This is a genomic window from Pseudomonas sp. Tri1 (genome assembly GCF_017968885.1).
GTDB lineage: Bacteria > Pseudomonadota > Gammaproteobacteria > Pseudomonadales > Pseudomonadaceae > Aquipseudomonas.
This window is the reverse complement of record NZ_CP072913.1, coordinates 4,939,644-4,955,761: the sequence shown is the minus strand read 5'-3', so window position 1 is coordinate 4,955,761 and position 16,118 is coordinate 4,939,644. Positions and strand designations below refer to the sequence as shown.

Sequence of the window (16,118 nt, the reverse complement as noted above, 5' to 3'; positions counted from 1 at the left end):
ATGGCTATCGAAATCAAAGCCCCGTCATTCCCGGAATCGGTTGCCGATGGCACCGTTGCCACCTGGCACAAGAAACCAGGCGAGGCCGTCAAGCGTGACGACCTGATCGTCGACATCGAGACCGACAAGGTCGTACTGGAAGTATTGGCCGAAGCAGACGGCGTGCTGGGCGCAATCGTTGCCGAGGAGGGCGCTACCGTTCTGTCGAACCAGGTCCTGGGTTCGATCGAAGAGGGCGGCGCTGCTGCCGCCGCTCCAGCCGCCGCTGCTGCACCGGCTGCCGCTCAAGCAGCTGCTCCAGCTGCCGATGGCGAAGACGATCCAGTCGCGGCACCTGCTGCGCGCAAGATCGCCGAAGAGAACGGCATCAACATCGCTTCCGTTGCCGGCACCGGCAAGGGTGGTCGTGTGACCAAGGAAGACGTGGTTGCAGCCGTTGCCGCCAAGAAAGCCGCTCCAGCCGCTGCCCCGGCCAAGCCAGCCGCGCCTGCCGCCGCTGCTCCGGTGTTCGCTGCCGGTGACCGCGTGGAAAAACGCGTTCCGATGACCCGCCTGCGCGCCAAGGTTGCCGAGCGTCTGGTCGAAGCTCAATCGAACATGGCGATGTTGACCACCTTCAACGAAGTCGACATGACCGAAGTCATGGCCCTGCGTTCGAAGTACAAGGACCTGTTCGAGAAGTCCCACAACGGCGTACGCCTGGGCTTCATGTCGTTCTTCGTCAAGGCTGCCACCGAAGCGCTGAAACGCTTCCCGGCCGTCAACGCGTCGATCGACGGTTCCGACATCGTTTACCACGGCTATGCCGACATCGGTGTTGCGGTCTCCAGCGACCGTGGCCTGGTGGTTCCGGTACTGCGTAACGCCGAACTGATGAGCCTGGCCGAAATCGAAGGCGGCATCGCCACCTTCGGCAAGAAGGCCCGTGACGGCAAGCTGTCCATCGAAGAGATGACCGGCGGTACGTTCACCATCACCAACGGTGGTACATTCGGTTCGATGATGTCGACCCCGATCGTCAACCCGCCGCAAGCGGCAATCCTGGGCATGCACAACATCCTGCAGCGTCCTATGGCGATCAACGGTCAAGTCGTTATCCGTCCAATGATGTACCTGGCACTGTCCTACGATCACCGCCTGATCGACGGTAAAGAAGCCGTGACGTTCCTGGTTACCATCAAGAACCTGCTTGAAGATCCTGCGCGTCTGCTGCTGGACATCTGATTTCGCCGTGAGGGCCGGTCTGTCGACCGGCCTCTTGCTGAAACAACCGGTTTCGTCCCCACGACGGTCGCCACAAGTGGCCGTCCGGTTTGATTCGAAAAGGAATGACTCATGACTCAGAAATTCGACGTGGTAGTGATTGGTGCGGGCCCTGGCGGCTATGTAGCAGCCATCAAGGCCGCGCAACTTGGCCTTACCACTGCCTGCATCGAGAAATACACCGATGGCGAGGGCAAACTGGCCCTGGGCGGTACTTGCCTGAACGTCGGTTGCATTCCATCCAAGGCGCTGCTGGACAGCTCCTGGAAGTACAAGGAAGCGAAAGAAAGCTTCAATGTCCACGGTATCTCCACCGGCGAAGTGAAGATGGACGTCGCTGCGATGGTTGGCCGCAAGGCTGGCATCGTCAAGAACCTGACCAGCGGTGTTGCCACCCTGTTCAAGGCCAACGGCGTGACCTCGATCCAGGGCCACGGCAAGCTGCTGGCCGGCAAGAAAGTCGAAGTCACCAAGCCAGACGGTTCGGTTGAAGTGATCGAAGCCGAGAACGTGATCCTGGCACCAGGCTCGCGTCCGATCGACATTCCACCGGCTCCAGTCGATCAGAAAGTGATCGTTGACTCCACCGGCGCCCTGGAATTCCAATCCGTGCCAAAACGCCTGGGCGTGATCGGCGCGGGTGTGATCGGCCTGGAGCTGGGTTCGGTCTGGTCGCGCCTGGGTGCGCAAGTGACTGTCCTTGAAGCCCTGGACACCTTCCTGATGGCCGCCGACACCGCGGTTTCCAAGGAAGCGCTGAAGACCCTGACCAAGCAAGGCCTGGACATCAAGTTGGGCGCTCGCGTGACCGGTTCCAAGGTCAACGGTGAAGAAGTCCTGGTGAACTACACCGACGCCAACGGCGAACAGACCATCACCTTTGACAAGCTGATCGTTGCGGTCGGCCGTCGTCCGGTGACCACCGACCTGCTGGCTGCCGACAGCGGCGTCGTGATCGACGAACGTGGTTTCATCCACGTCGATGATCAGTGCGCTACCGCCGTCCCGGGCGTCTTCGCCATCGGTGACGTGGTACGCGGCATGATGCTGGCGCACAAGGCGTCCGAAGAAGGCATCATGGTTGTCGAGCGCATCAAGGGCCACAAAGCCCAGATGAACTACGACCTGATCCCATCGGTTATCTACACCCACCCGGAAATCGCATGGGTCGGTAAAACCGAGCAGGCCTTGAAAGCCGAAGGCGTTGAAGTTAACGTCGGCACCTTCCCGTTCGCCGCCAGTGGCCGTGCCATGGCAGCCAACGATACCGGTGGTTTCGTGAAAGTGATCGCCGATGCCAAGACGGACCGCGTATTGGGCGTTCACGTCATTGGCCCAAGCGCTGCCGAGCTGGTACAGCAAGGCGCGATCGGTATGGAATTCGGCACCAGCGCTGAAGATCTGGGCATGATGGTCTTCTCCCATCCGACCCTGTCCGAAGCCTTGCACGAAGCGGCCCTGGCCGTAAATGGCGGCGCCATCCACGTGGCCAACCGCAAGAAGCGTTAATAGACAATAAGAAACCACGGCGGTATGGCCCGTCGTGAGCCTTGCGAGCAAGACTCACCGCGGAATATCCGCTGGACGCAGCCTTGCGTAGCTGCACCGGTTAACTGGAAAGCTACGCAAGCAGCAGTCACAGGTGGTGCGGCACCAGAACGGTGCAGCACCGAATGCGCAGTACCTAACGAAGACGGTAATAAGCATGAATCTTCACGAGTATCAGGGTAAGCAGCTGTTCGCTGAATACGGCCTGCCAGTATCCACCGGTTACGCGGTAGACACCCCGGAAGCGGCAGCAGAAGCTTGCGACAAAATCGGCGGCAGCGAATGGGTCGTCAAAGCCCAGGTTCACGCCGGTGGTCGCGGTAAAGCGGGCGGCGTCAAGCTGGTTCGCAGCAAAGAAGACGCCAAAGCCTTCGCACAGCAGTGGCTGGGCAAGCGTCTGGTGACTTACCAGACTGACGCCAACGGTCAGCCAGTCACCAAGATCCTGGTTGAATCGTGCACTGATATCGCTAAAGAGCTGTACCTGGGCGCGGTCGTTGACCGTTCGAGCCGCCGCATCGTGTTCATGGCTTCCACCGAAGGTGGCGTGGACATCGAGAAAATCGCTCACGACACCCCTGAGAAAATCCTCAAGGCCACCATCGATCCACTGGTTGGCGCACAGCCATTCCAGGGCCGCGAGCTGGCATTCCAGCTGGGTCTGGAAGGCAAGCAGGTCACTCAGTTCGCCAAGATCTTCGTAGGTCTGGCCAAGCTGTTCCAGGACCACGACCTGGCCCTGCTGGAAGTGAACCCGCTGGTGATCAAGGCCGACGGCGATCTGCATTGCCTCGATGCCAAGATCAACATCGACGCCAACGCCATGTACCGTCAGCCTAAGCTGAAGACTTTCCACGATCCGTCGCAGGACGATCCGCGCGAAGCGCACGCTGCCAAGTTCGAACTGAACTACGTAGCCCTGGAAGGCAACATCGGCTGCATGGTCAACGGTGCTGGCCTGGCCATGGGTACCATGGACATCGTCAACCTGCATGGCGGCAAGCCAGCCAACTTCCTCGACGTGGGCGGCGGTGCTACCAAGGAACGCGTTACCGAAGCGTTCAAGATCATCCTGTCCGACACTAACGTCGCCGCAGTACTGGTCAACATCTTCGGCGGCATCGTTCGTTGCGACATGATTGCCGAAGGCATCATCGGCGCCGTGAAAGAAGTCGGCGTGAAAATCCCGGTTGTTGTTCGCCTTGAAGGCAACAACGCTGAGCTGGGCGCTAAAGTACTGGCAGAAAGCGGTTTGAACATCATCGCTGCTACCAGCCTGACCGACGCTGCTCAACAAGTCGTTAAAGCTGCGGAGGGCAAATAATGAGCGTCCTGATCAATAAAGACACCAAGGTTATCTGCCAGGGTATTACCGGTTCGCAAGGTAGTTTCCACACCCAGCAAGCCATCGAATACGGCACCAAGATGGTTGGCGGCGTAACTCCTGGCAAAGGCGGCACCGAGCACCTGGGCCTGCCTGTCTTCAACACTGTGAAAGACGCAGTAGCTGCCACTGGCGCCACCGCCAGCGTGATCTACGTTCCAGCTCCTTTCTGCAAGGATTCCATCCTTGAAGCAGCGTTCGGCGGCATCAAGCTGATCGTCTGCATCACCGAAGGCATCCCGACCATCGACATGCTGGAAGCCAAGGTCAAGTGCGACGAGCTGGGTATCACCCTGATCGGCCCTAACTGCCCAGGCGTGATCACTCCAGGCGAATGCAAGATCGGCATCATGCCAGGTCACATTCACTTGCCAGGCAAGGTCGGTATCGTTTCCCGTTCCGGCACCCTGACTTACGAAGCCGTTAAGCAGACCACTGACGCCGGTTTCGGTCAGTCCACTTGCGTCGGCATCGGCGGTGACCCGATCCCAGGTTCGAACTTCATCGACATCCTGAAGCTGTTCCAGGAAGACCCGAAGACCGAAGCGATCGTGATGATCGGTGAGATCGGCGGTTCCGCTGAAGAAGAAGCCGCTGCCTACATCAAGGCCAATGTGACCAAGCCGGTTGTTTCCTACATCGCAGGTGTGACTGCTCCTCCGGGCAAGCGCATGGGCCATGCTGGCGCAATCATCTCTGGCGGCAAAGGCACTGCAGACGAGAAATTCGCTGCACTGCAAGACGCAGGCGTGAAAACCGTGCGTTCGCTGGCAGACATCGGCAAGGCCCTGGCCGAGCTGACTGGCTGGGAAATGAAGAAGTAAGCTTCGGCTGACTTTTTTGTTCCAGCAACAAAGGCCACCTTCGGGTGGCCTTTGTCGTTTCTGGTACCAGGGAGGGCCTCATCGCGAGCAAGCTCGCTCCCACAGTCGAGCGCATTTCATTGTGGGAGCGAGCTTGCTCGCGATGACGGAATGACAGTTGCCAACCATTTACATGCAAAAACGCGACACGGGGACGTCGTGCATCGGATAGTTTGCCCCTTTACAGTGCGTTTTATCGCTAAATTCGTTAGGCTAGCAGCCATTTTGCGGCCGCTGCCCACAAGGAAGCGACGCGCTAAACGGGTCGGTCCTATACGGATCGGCAGCATTTCCCTCTACCCTCGGGGAAATCCCTCTCTAAATTCCGATTCAGTAGTGTGGTTTCCTTAATGAAAGTGTTGAAAGGCCAGGACATCCTGGCACTTGGTTTCATGACATTTGCCCTGTTCGTCGGGGCTGGCAACATCATCTTCCCGCCTATCGTCGGTTTGCAGTCCGGGCCTCATGTCTGGATGGCGGCGCTGGGCTTTCTGATCACGGCGGTCGGCCTGCCGGTCATCACGGTTGTTGCGCTGGCCAAGGTCGGTGGTGCGATGGATGCCTTGAGCAGTCCCATCGGAAAGGTCGCCGGCGGCGTGCTGGCAGCGGTGTGCTACCTGGCTGTCGGCCCGTTGTTCGCTACGCCGCGTACCGCCACCGTTTCGTTTGAAGTCGGCCTGGCGCCGTTGACCGGCGAAAGCCCGCTGGCGCTGTTGCTCTACAGTGCGGTGTATTTCCTGCTGGTGTTCTTCATCTCGCTCTATCCGGGCCGTCTGCTGGACACCGTCGGGCGCTTCCTGGCGCCGCTGAAGATCATCGCCCTGGCCGTGCTGGGCATCGCTGCGTTTGCCTTGCCCGCCGGCGACATCGGCGTGGCCACCCCTGAATACGTGGCGGCACCGTTCTCCCAAGGTTTCATCAATGGTTACCTGACCATGGATACCCTGGGCGCCTTGGTGTTTGGCATCGTCATCGTCAACGCGATCCGTTCCCGAGGCGTCGAGTCGCCCGCCTTGATCACTCGCTACGCCATCATCGCCGGGCTGATTGCCGGAGTGGGCTTGGCGCTGGTCTACGTCAGCCTGTTTCGCCTCGGTTCGGGCAGCCATGAAGTGGCGGCGGGCGCGACCAACGGCGCCGCTGTGCTGCACGCCTACGTGCAACACACGTTCGGCAGCCTGGGCAGCGGTTTCCTCGCTGTGCTGATTTCCCTGGCGTGCCTGGTGACCGCGGTCGGCCTGACTTGCGCCTGCGCCGAATACTTCAGCCGCGTGCTGCCGCTGTCCTACAAGACCCTGGTGGTGATCCTTGCGGCGTTTTCGCTGCTCGTGTCCAACCTGGGCCTGACCAAGCTGATCGCTTTCTCGATCCCGGTCCTGACCGCGATCTACCCGCCGTGCATCGCTCTGGTGGCCTTGAGCTTCTGCAAGGACTTCTGGCACGAGCAGGGGCGCATTGTCGGTCCGGTGATGCTGGTGTCGTTCCTGTTTGGCCTGATCGATGCGCTCAAGGGCGCCGGCTTGGCGGACTGGATGCCGATGCAACTGGCCCATCTGCCGCTGAGCGAGCAAGGCCTGGCCTGGCTGGTGCCTTCGGTGATGACCCTGGCGCTGGCTGTGGTGTGTGATCGACTGTTGGGCAAGCGCAGCGAAGCCTTGGCTTAAGCCGCTACAGGCAGGTCCACCGGTTACAACCGAAATGCCCCGTATCAATCGATACGGGGCATTTTTTTATGGGGGCAGTGTCTTTTTCCGTGGGCTAACGTCGAAGCTGTGTCTTGAAAGGCCTGCACGAAACCTTGTGGAGCGAGCTTGCTCGCGATAGCGTCGGATCAGTCGGCGATGAGATGGCAGTTATATCGCTATCGCGAGCAAGCTCGCTCCCACAGGTCTGTATTTCAAGGCACGTCTGGCTTTAGACGTCATGTTCTTAGACATACAGGAAATCGAATGTCATTCATCCAAGCCAACTTGATTCATCTGCTTGCCGCCGCCTGGTTCATCATCTGCTGGGGCGGCTACACCCGTTATGCCACCTGGAAAGCTCGCGACACCGCCTGCCTGGCCAGCGTGATGCACCTGTATCGCGAAGATTGGATGCGCCGCATGTTGCTGCGCGAGAACCGCATCGCCGATGCCAGCGTGATCGGTAACCTGGAGCGCAACGCGTCATTTTTCGCCTCCAGTACGCTGATTATCCTGGCCGGTATCCTGACGGTACTCGGGGCGTCCGATCGGGCGGTGTCGTTGCTCGCGGACCTGCCGATGGTGCAGCAGGCTTCCCAGGGGATGGCGGAGGTCAAGTTGCTGTGCCTGGCGTTGGTGTTTGTCTACGCGTTTTTCACCTTCAGTTGGTGTATGCGCCAATACAACTTCGCGGCGGTCCTGATCGGTTCGGCGCCGATGATCGGCGAGCGTCATGTCTCGGAGCAGGAGCGCAAGGCCTTTGCACTCAGGGCGGCGCGGGTGATTTCCATGGCGGCCAACCAGTTCAACTTCGGCCTGCGTTCTTATTATTTCGGCATGACCATGTTGGCGTGGTTCGTCAGCCCCTGGTTATTCATGCTGATGAGTGCTGGTGTGGTGTTTGTGTTGTATCAGCGCGAGTTTCACTCCGACGTTCTCGACGTCATGGTCTATACCCCGACGGAAGCTCCAGCGTCTGAAGTCGGTAAAGAGGCCGCCTGATCGATCAGCTAAATCCCAGGCAAAAGAAAACCCGCACCAGGCGGGTTTCTTTTTGTCACTAAAACCGTATCAGTTGGTTTTAGGCGCGGTAGCAGGTGCTTGTTCCTTCGCAGCGGCTTCGTTCGATTCAGCCTGAGCTTTGGCGGCTTCGGCGTTTTCTTTCGCCGCGTCGTTCACTTTATCCTGTGCTTTGTTCATGTCTTGCTGAGCTTGCTCAGCGTGTTGGTTGGCATCTTGAGCTTTGTCCTCGGATTTTTTATCGCAGGCAGCGAGACCGAGGGAGGCGGCCAACATCAAGGCAATAGCAAAAGTCTTACGCATGGGGTGTTTCTCCTTATGGAAATAACTACTGGCCTTTTGAACGCCGGCCCTCGGATTAAGTTCCTGTTACGTAACAGATATATAACTTTGCACTGCGATGGAACTTTGTGGATCGCGCCTGTTGTCAGGTCTTGTCACTCACTGGAGCGTTAACCGAATGGCCGAAGATCCCGTTTTTGAGCGTGCGACACGCTTTTTATCCGCACTCAGGCATTGCCAGGTACTGGGCTTGAAACTGCACAGCGCCAGTCGCGATGGGCTGACCGTGATCCTGCCCTACAGCCCCCGGATCGTCGGAAACCCGCTCTCAGGCATCATCCATGGTGGCGCGTTGACTTCGCTGATGGACACCGCATGCGGCATGTCGACCCTGTGTGTGCTGCCGCAGTTCGAGGTCTGTCCGACCCTGGACCTGCGCATCGACTACATGCACGCCGCCGAGCCCCACAAGGATGTCTACGGCTTCGCCCAATGCTACCGAGTCACCCCGGACGTGATCTTCAGCCGTGGTTTCGCCTATCAGGACGACCCCGAGCAACCCATCGCCCATGTCGTGGGCACCTTCATGCGCCTGGGCCAGCACGCCAGGGGCATCAAAACGGGCGGCCCGACGGCTGTGGTGGACAAGCCATGAGCGATGTCACCCCGGAACAACTGCGCCAGGCCTGTGAGCAGGGCGACTACACGCTGCTGCTGGCCTCGATCCCCTATGCGCAACTCATTGGCGTGGAATGCTCGCGCCAGGGCGACGGGCTGCTGTTTCGCCTGCCGGCCAACAAAGACAACATTGGTAACCCTTTACTGCCGGCGATCCATGGCGGGGTCATTGCCGGTTTCATGGAACTGTCGGCTGCCGTTTATCTACTGGTTACCACGGGCGCACCGGGCGTGCCAAAAATCATCGACTTCTCCCTGGATTACCTGCGCGCCGGGCAGTTTCGCGACACCTATGCCAAGTGCCAGGTCTGGCGTCAGGGCCGACGGGTGGCCAATGTCGCGATCACCGCTTGGCAGGACGCCGAAGCCGAACCCATTGCCACCGCCCGGGCGCATTTCAAAATCCAGGAGCCGGCAAAAACCGATCGCTCTTGAAATCATCACCGTTGCCCCCACCTTGAGGACATCCCGCCGCCAATCTCAGCGAGGCGGACACCACCATCCACTTGGAGTTTGATGACCATGAGCGTGGAAACTCAAAAGGAAACCCTGGGCTTCCAGACCGAGGTGAAGCAACTGCTGCACCTGATGATTCACTCGCTGTATTCAAATAAGGAAATTTTCCTTCGCGAGCTGATTTCGAACGCCTCTGACGCTGTCGACAAATTACGTTTCGAAGCCCTGTCCAAGCCTGAACTGCTGGAAGGCGGCGCTGAGCTGAAAATCCGTGTGAGCTTCGACAAGGACGCGAAAACCGTCACCCTCGAAGACAACGGCATCGGCATGAGCCGCGAAGAGGTGATCACGCACCTGGGCACCATCGCCAAATCTGGCACCGCCGACTTCATGAAAAACCTCTCCGGCGACCAGAAGAAAGATTCCCACCTGATCGGTCAGTTCGGCGTTGGTTTCTATTCCGCGTTCATCGTTGCCGATCAGGTCGAAGTGTTCAGCCGCCGTGCCGGCCTCGCCGCGAGCGAAGGCGTGCATTGGTCGTCCAAGGGCGAGGGCGAGTTTGAAGTCGCCACCGTCGACAAGGCTGATCGCGGTACCCGCATCGTGCTGCACCTCAAGTCCGGCGAAGACGAGTTCGCCGATGGCTGGCGCCTGCGCAACATCATCAAGAAGTACTCCGACCATATCGCGCTGCCGATCGAGCTGCCGAAGGAAGTCACCGCTGCCGAAGGCGAAGAAAAGCCGGAAGTGGAATGGGAAACCGTCAACCGCGCCAGTGCCTTGTGGACCCGTCCACGCACAGAGGTGAAGGACGAGGAATACCAGGAGTTCTACAAGCACATCGCCCACGACTACGAGAACCCGCTGAGCTGGAGCCATAACAAGGTCGAAGGCAAGCTGGAATACAACTCGCTGTTGTACGTGCCGGCCCGTGCACCGTTCGACCTGTACCAGCGCGAAGCACCACGCGGCTTGAAGCTGTACGTGCAGCGTGTGTTCGTGATGGACCAGGCCGAATCGTTCCTGCCGCTGTACCTGCGATTCATCAAGGGTGTGGTCGATTCCAACGACCTGTCCCTGAACGTTTCGCGGGAAATCCTGCAGAAAGACCCGATCATCGACTCCATGAAGTCGGCGCTGACCAAGCGTGTATTGGACATGCTGGAAAAACTGGCGAAGAACGAGCCCGAACAGTACAAGAGCTTCTGGAAGAATTTCGGCCAGGTGATGAAGGAAGGTCCGGCCGAGGACTTTGCCAACAAAGAGAAGATCGCCGGCCTGCTGCGCTTTGCCTCGACCCAGGGTGACGATGGCGAACAAGTCGTGGGCCTGGCCGATTATCTGGCCCGAGCCAAGGAAGGTCAGGACAAGATCTACTACCTGACCGGTGAAACTTATGCACAGGTCAAGAACAGCCCGCACCTGGAAGTCTTCCGCAAGAAAGGCATCGAAGTGCTGCTGCTGACCGACCGCATCGACGAGTGGCTGATGAGCTACCTCAACGAGTTCGACGGCAAGAGCTTTGTCGACGTGGCCCGTGGTGACCTGGACCTCGGCAACCTGGATTCGGAAGAAGACAAGAAGGCCGCTGAAGAAGTCGCCAAGAGCAAGGAAGGCCTGGTCGAGCGGATCAAGACGGCCCTGGGCGATGCCGTCAGCGAAGTGCGTGTTTCGCACCGCCTGACCGATTCCCCGGCGATCCTGGCCATCGGTGAGCAGGACCTCGGCCTGCAGATGCGCCAGATCCTCGAAGCCAGTGGCCAGAAGGTCCCGGACTCCAAGCCGATCTTCGAATTCAACCCGGCTCACCCGCTGGTGGAAAAACTCGACAACGAGCAGAGCGAAGAGCGTTTCGGCGACCTGTCGCACATCCTGTTCGACCAGGCGGCCCTGGCGGCCGGCGACAGCCTGAAAGACCCGGCGGCGTATGTTCGCCGCCTGAACAAGCTGTTGGTTGAACTGTCAGCTTAATCAAGTGCAGGAAAAACCCGCTTCGGCGGGTTTTTTCATTTCTGGTGTTCGGTTCAAGAGGAGTCCGTCATGAGTCAGGTTACGGTTCGTTCGCTGGTCTATCAGATCGAAGGTCAAACCTATGAAGGCCGCCTGGCCTTTGATATTAGCCAGCAGGGTTCCCGTCCAGGTTTGCTGATGGCGCCCAATTGGATGGGCGTAGGGGCGGGGGCCGAGGAGATCGCCAAGTCAGTGGCGGCCAACGGTTATGTCGTGTTGATTGCCGACCTGTACGGCCAGGCTGTGCGCCCGAGCAATGCCGATGAGGCCGGGGCGGCGATGATGCCGCTCAAGAACGACCGGGCGCTGTTGCGCAAACGCATGCAGGCGGCGCTCGAGCAGTTGCAGGATCAGGTCGATGCGCAGGTCGATGCGTCGAACCTCGCCACGTTCGGTTTCTGCTTCGGTGGCTGCTGTGCCCTGGAGTTGGCCCGTACCGGCGCACCGCTCAAAGCTGCGATCTCGTTTCATGGCACCCTGGACACACCGAACCCGGCGGATGCCCGGAACATCAAGGGTTCAGTGTTGGTGATGCACGGCGCCTCCGATCCGTTGGTGCCCAAAGAGCAACTGCCGGCCTTCGAAGACGAAATGAACGCTGCCGGGGTGGATTGGCAACTGCTGAGCTACGGCGGCGCGGTGCATTCGTTCACCGACCCGCAGGCCAATGTACCAGGCAAGATGATGTACAACGCCAAGGTCGCCGGGCGGGCGTTCAGGTCGATGCATAACTTGTTGGATGAGGTGTTCAAGGGCTGAGTCTGGATCTGGTTTCTTGTCGTCTGGCATGAAGTCATCGCGAGCAAGCTCGCTCCCACATTTGACCGAGGTGTTCGCAGCATTTGCGAACGGCAACGATCCAGTGTGGGAGCGAGCTTGCTCGCGATGGCGGCCTGCCAGGCAACCCTGAACTCAGGGTAACTCGATCCGCTCACTTTCCCCCGGCACGGTCGGCCAATCCCCGGCTGCCCAACGCCGACGGGCTTCATCGATCCGGGCCGGGTCGCTGGAGACGAAGTTCCAGTTGATCCGGCGCGGCCCATCCAACGGCGCACCGCCGAACAGCACGGCATGGCAGTCACTGTCGGCAAACAGCGTCATCTCTTCGCCAACCGGCAGTACCACTAGCGAATGAGGTTCCACCGGTTCACCTTCAAGCCGTGCCTCACCGCTCAGTACATACAACGCCCGTTCTTCATGTTCGGTGGGAATCAGCAACGTCGTCGCGGTTTGCAGGTTCAATTCGGCATAAAGCGTAGGCGACAATACTGGCACCGGCGATTCCAGGCAAAAGCCTGACCCGGCGATCATGCGGATGCCTACCCCCAGGTTATCGCTGACTGGCAGGCTGTCTGCCGGATGATGGCTGTAGTGCCCTGGACCCTGTTCATGGGCTTTGGGCGAGGCCAGCCAGACTTGCAACCCGTGCATGACGAAATCATTGCCCAGCAGTGATTCGGGCGTACGCTCGACATGGGCAATGGCGCTGCCGGCGGTCATCCAGCTGACATCACCAGCTTCCACCACCTGGTCAGAGCCGAGGCTGTCCTTGTGCTGGAGTTTGCCCTCGAACAGGTAGGTGAGGGTGGACAGGCCGATGTGGGGATGCTGCCGGATATTCATGCCTTTACCGGCCGGGTAGGCCGTTTTCAGCATGTGGTCGAAAAACACGAAAGGTCCGACGTTGCGGCACTTGGCGGACGGCAGCGGGCGAAGAATCGGCTGGCCTTCGACGTCTTCGGCGCGGGGGCGAACGGTCAGGGGCGTGGTCATGGTGTCTTCCAGGGTGAACGGCGAATGGGCAAAGCATAACCCGTCGTCGCCAGCCGCTGCACATGCCGCTTGAACCCAGGCCGAACGGGCGGGGTCTACGCTGCTTATGGTCTTTGGAGACTGCCCGTGCCCCTGACCCGCCTGATCGTTGCCTGGCTGCTGGCCGTTTTCAGCAGCGGCGCCATGGCCCGCGAATACACCTACAGCGATGCGCACCTGCATTACGTCGATTTCTTTCAGGAAACCGCCGGCATGCCCAAGCTGCTCAAGGCGATGACGGACAATCGCATCGAGCATGTGATGATTTCCGGCGTTCCGGTGGCCAAGAAATGGCATGAGGACGAACCCAAGCGTCCACGCTATTACGCCGGTGACGATGCCGATGCCTACTGGTACAGCGCCACCGATGTGATTGTCGCGGCGGCGGTGGGCAAGCTGACCGTCGAGCAGCGCCCGTATTTCCATCCCTTCCTGTCGGGTTTCAATCCCAACGACAAGAACTCCGCCGCGCATATCCAGCGCATGCTCGATCTGTACCCTGGGTTGTGGCAAGGCATCGGCGAAGTGTTCACCCGCCATGACGACCTCACGGCGCTGACTTCGGGCGACACCCCGCGGGCCAACAACGAAGCGATGACGCGGATCTATCATCTGGCGGCCGAGAACGACCTGCCGGTGATGCTGCATTCCAACATCACTTCCAAGCGTGAGAAAAATCCGCTGTACCTGGCCGAAATCGAAGGACCCCTGCGTAATCATCCACACACGCGCTTTATCTGGGCCCACGCTGGCACCAGCATGGAAATCCATCGCCACCAGACCCAGCTGGATTTTCTCTTGCCGACCCTGACCCGGATGCTCGAGTCCTATCCCAATCTGTACATAGACCTGTCCTGGAGCGTGCTCACGCCGTACTTGCTGGACGAGGCGGGCAAGCCCCGGGACGAATGGGTAAAGCTGGTGGAGCGCTTCCCGGAGCGCTTTATGGTGGGTTCGGATGTGGTTGGGCGATTCAACCAGCTCGGAAAGGAATTGCACGGCTTCGATCCCTTCCTGGATGCCTTGCCGGAAGACGTTGCGCGCAAGGTGGCGCGGGATAATTTCCTGGCGGTATTGCCCCGCGCTGTCCCGAGATAAAAAGGACTTTGTGGCGAGGGGATAAATCCCCTCGCCACAAGGGCAACGACGGGCACCCTGGACATTGCTATGTCATCAGCCTGTCACCCCCGCGTCATACCCTCGCGCTCATCTCAATCAAGGAGCGCACTATGCACCTCACCCGTTCAAGCGCATTTGTCGCGCTGTTGTTGGCCTGTGGCCTGGCTCAGGCAGAAGTCCGTGTCGAAGGCCCGGTGGAGTACGGTGTTTTCGAAGGGCCAAAAGCCGAGCTGCAATCGGGGGAGCGGGTCCTGCGGCGTAGTAACGAGCAGATCCGCCAGACCGAAAGCGTGCCGGCGAAGCTGGGCACCAAGTTTGGTATGCGCTATCAGTTGGCGGGCAAGGTCGCCGATGATCAGCCGTTGACCCTGTTGTACTTCACCCCCGGCATCCGTACTCCCGATGGTGTGCGCCACGATAAATTCGAAGTCATCCAGAAACTGGTGCCCGGCGCGCCTCAGGATGTCATGGCCTACGAGTTCACCGAAAGCCATGAGGTGGTGCCGGGAGAGTGGCGGTTCATGGTGTTCCAGGGCGATCGGTTGTTGGTGCAGCAGCGGTTTGTCGTGCGCTGAATTGGAGTCAACTGTGGGAGCGAGCTTGCTCGCGATAGCGACCTGATATTCAACATCAATGTTGCCTGACAGATTGCTATCGCGAGCGAGGGAAACTCCACAAGGGAAACTCCACAGGCACTTCGTGATGTACAGAGCAGGCAAAAAAACGCCCCGAACCAGTCGGGGCGTTTTTGTGTGTGGCGTTGATTGCGGGGCTTACTTGCCCTGCCAGCGCTTCAGTACCAGGGTAGCGTTGGTGCCACCGAAGCCGAAGCTGTTGCTCATCACGGTGTTGATGGTGGCGTCTTCGCGAGTCTTGAGCAGGATTGGCATGTCGGCCACTTCCGGGTCCAGCTCTTCGATGTTGGCCGAACCGGCCATGAAGTTGCCTTCCATCATCAGCATGCAATAGATCGCTTCGTGAACGCCGGCGGCGCCCAGGGAGTGACCGGACAGGCTCTTGGTGGAACTGATGGCTGGCGCCTTGTCACCGAACACTTCGCGCACACCTTTCATTTCCGCGACGTCGCCAACCGGGGTCGAAGTGCCGTGGGTGTTGAGGTAGTCGATTGGTGTGTCAACGGTGGACATGGCCATCTGCATGCAGCGGATGGCACCTTCGCCGCTTGGGGCAACCATGTCGTATCCGTCGGAAGTGGCGCCGTAGCCGACGATTTCCGCGTAGATCTTCGCGCCGCGGGCCAGGGCGTGTTCCAGCTCCTCGACCACCACCATGCCGCCACCGCCGGCGATGACGAAACCGTCACGCTTGGCGTCGTAGGCTCGGGAGGCTTTTTCCGGCGTGTCGTTGTACTGGCTGGACAGGGCGCCCATGGCGTCGAACAGGAACGATTGGCTCCAATGCTCTTCTTCACCGCCGCCGGCGAACACGACGTCCTGCTTGCCCATCTGGATCTGTTCCATGGCGTTGCCGATGCAGTGAGCGCTGGTGGCGCAGGCAGACGCGATGGAGTAGTTCAGGCCCTTGATCTTGAACGGCGTGGCCAGGCAGGCGGAAACGGTGCTGCTCATGGTCCGCGTGACGCGGTACGGGCCGACACGCTTGACGCCCTTTTCGCGCAGGATGTCCAACGCTTCCATCTGGTTCAGGGTGGAGGCGCCACCGGAACCGGCGATCAGGCCGGTGCGCGGGTTGGATACCTGCTCTTCGGTCAGGCCGGAGTCCGCGATGGCGTCCTTCATGGCCAGGTAGGCGTAGGCCGCCGCATGGCCAACGAAACGGTAGATCTTGCGATCGATCAGCTCTTCGAGGGGAAGGTCAATGGAGCCGGAAACCTGGCTACGCAGACCCATTTCGGCATATTCCGGATTGAACCGGATGCCAGGGCGACTTGCACGCAGGTTAGCGGAGACGGTCTCTTTGTCATTGCCCAGGCACGAAACGATGCCCAGACCAGTGATAACGACGCGGCGCATGCGG

The 16,118-nt window shown here is 59.6% G+C and carries 15 protein-coding genes; 12 read left to right on the top strand and 3 right to left on the bottom strand.

What is annotated here, in order from left to right:
- From odhB to J9870_RS21360, 6 genes are all read left to right on the top strand, one after another.
- On the top strand, positions 1-1,224 hold the full coding sequence (odhB, locus tag J9870_RS21385; RefSeq protein WP_092201798.1) for a 2-oxoglutarate dehydrogenase complex dihydrolipoyllysine-residue succinyltransferase: 1,224 nt from the start codon (positions 1-3) through the stop codon (positions 1,222-1,224).
- 111 nt (positions 1,225-1,335) lie between these two features.
- A complete protein-coding gene (gene lpdA, locus J9870_RS21380) occupies positions 1,336-2,772 on the top strand; it encodes a dihydrolipoyl dehydrogenase (RefSeq protein WP_210639891.1) in 1,437 nt (478 codons plus the stop codon).
- Between the two features lie 196 nt (positions 2,773-2,968).
- Positions 2,969-4,135, top strand: coding sequence for an ADP-forming succinate--CoA ligase subunit beta (gene sucC, locus J9870_RS21375; RefSeq protein ID WP_003179235.1), 1,167 nt, complete (start codon positions 2,969-2,971; stop codon positions 4,133-4,135).
- Entirely contained in the window at positions 4,135-5,019 is an 885-nt protein-coding gene (gene sucD / locus J9870_RS21370) for a succinate--CoA ligase subunit alpha (RefSeq protein ID WP_003179236.1), read from the top strand. The genes sucC and sucD overlap by 1 nt, the downstream gene beginning before the upstream one ends.
- 389 nt (positions 5,020-5,408) lie before the next feature.
- Positions 5,409-6,722 (top strand): branched-chain amino acid transport system II carrier protein, encoded by a 1,314-nt coding sequence (brnQ, locus tag J9870_RS21365; RefSeq protein WP_210639890.1) that lies wholly within the window; start codon positions 5,409-5,411, stop codon positions 6,720-6,722.
- 285 nt (positions 6,723-7,007) lie between these two features.
- Positions 7,008-7,745, top strand: coding sequence for a DUF599 family protein (locus J9870_RS21360; RefSeq protein ID WP_210639889.1), 738 nt, complete (start codon positions 7,008-7,010; stop codon positions 7,743-7,745).
- Positions 7,746-7,814: 69 nt separating this feature from the next.
- On the opposite strand, the gene J9870_RS21355 is transcribed toward J9870_RS21360, so the two are convergent.
- Positions 7,815-8,066 (bottom strand): hypothetical protein, encoded by a 252-nt coding sequence (locus tag J9870_RS21355; RefSeq protein WP_210639888.1) that lies wholly within the window; start codon positions 8,064-8,066, stop codon positions 7,815-7,817.
- A gap of 157 nt (positions 8,067-8,223) precedes the next feature.
- Here J9870_RS21355 and J9870_RS21350 point away from each other — a divergent pair, with 157 nt between their 5' ends.
- The 4 genes from J9870_RS21350 to J9870_RS21335 all read left to right on the top strand — a co-directional run bounded on the left by J9870_RS21350 (position 8,224) and on the right by J9870_RS21335 (position 11,948).
- On the top strand, positions 8,224-8,700 hold the full coding sequence (locus J9870_RS21350; protein WP_210639887.1) for a PaaI family thioesterase: 477 nt from the start codon (positions 8,224-8,226) through the stop codon (positions 8,698-8,700).
- Entirely contained in the window at positions 8,697-9,158 is a 462-nt protein-coding gene (locus J9870_RS21345) for a PaaI family thioesterase (RefSeq protein ID WP_210639886.1), read from the top strand. Before J9870_RS21350 ends, J9870_RS21345 begins: the two co-directional genes overlap by 4 nt.
- Positions 9,159-9,245: 87 nt before the next feature.
- Positions 9,246-11,150: a molecular chaperone HtpG gene (gene htpG / locus J9870_RS21340; protein ID WP_092348827.1), complete on the top strand. Its 1,905-nt coding sequence runs from the start codon at positions 9,246-9,248 to the stop codon at positions 11,148-11,150.
- A 69-nt stretch (positions 11,151-11,219) separates the two neighbouring features.
- Positions 11,220-11,948 carry a dienelactone hydrolase family protein gene (locus J9870_RS21335; protein ID WP_210639885.1) on the top strand — a complete coding sequence of 243 codons (729 nt, stop codon included), beginning with the start codon at positions 11,220-11,222 and terminating at the stop codon, positions 11,946-11,948.
- Between the two features lie 153 nt (positions 11,949-12,101).
- Here the strand turns inward: J9870_RS21335 and J9870_RS21330 are convergent, their stop codons facing one another.
- Complete coding sequence (locus J9870_RS21330; protein ID WP_210639884.1) at positions 12,102-12,962, bottom strand: pirin family protein; 861 nt, start codon at positions 12,960-12,962, stop codon at positions 12,102-12,104.
- Between the two features lie 120 nt (positions 12,963-13,082).
- Between J9870_RS21330 and J9870_RS21325 the strand changes: the two genes are divergently transcribed.
- Positions 13,083-14,099, top strand: coding sequence for an amidohydrolase family protein (locus J9870_RS21325; protein ID WP_210645369.1), 1,017 nt, complete (start codon positions 13,083-13,085; stop codon positions 14,097-14,099).
- 131 nt (positions 14,100-14,230) lie between these two features.
- Positions 14,231-14,695: a DUF3859 domain-containing protein gene (locus J9870_RS21320; RefSeq protein ID WP_210639883.1), complete on the top strand. Its 465-nt coding sequence runs from the start codon at positions 14,231-14,233 to the stop codon at positions 14,693-14,695.
- A 198-nt stretch (positions 14,696-14,893) separates the two neighbouring features.
- On the opposite strand, the gene fabB is transcribed toward J9870_RS21320, so the two are convergent.
- Positions 14,894-16,114 (bottom strand): beta-ketoacyl-ACP synthase I, encoded by a 1,221-nt coding sequence (fabB, locus tag J9870_RS21315; RefSeq protein ID WP_210639882.1) that lies wholly within the window; start codon positions 16,112-16,114, stop codon positions 14,894-14,896.
- Positions 16,115-16,118 lie beyond the last annotated feature (4 nt).